Below are 228 nucleotides of genomic sequence, written 5' to 3'. Positions count from 1 at the left end.
TTTAGCAGCGATAGCAATCTTTCGTACCGATTGCATAATATCAGGATTCACTTTGAAATCAGAAGCATTCGCAGGTGTGGCCGCTCCGCTTTTGGTTGTAAAGAAATCGACTGGAGTATGCGAACCATTTGCAATGTCATCGAGGTTATATCCCTGTCTATGCAGTTCATTAACCGCTTCAAACATAGATGAGGCTAGATTATTCATTCGTTCAATATAGCTTGGAAT

1 pseudogene is annotated in these 228 nt (G+C 40.8%); it reads right to left on the bottom strand.

The window, feature by feature from the left end:
• Positions 1-228, bottom strand: a pseudogene (locus LKX83_RS33070) (flagellar hook-associated protein FlgK); the annotation flags it as partial.

Origin of the sequence: Cohnella baijiui (assembly GCF_020731285.1) — a bacterium.
Taxonomy (GTDB): domain Bacteria; phylum Bacillota; class Bacilli; order Paenibacillales; family Paenibacillaceae; genus Cohnella.
This window is presented reverse-complemented; position numbering and strand designations above follow the sequence as displayed.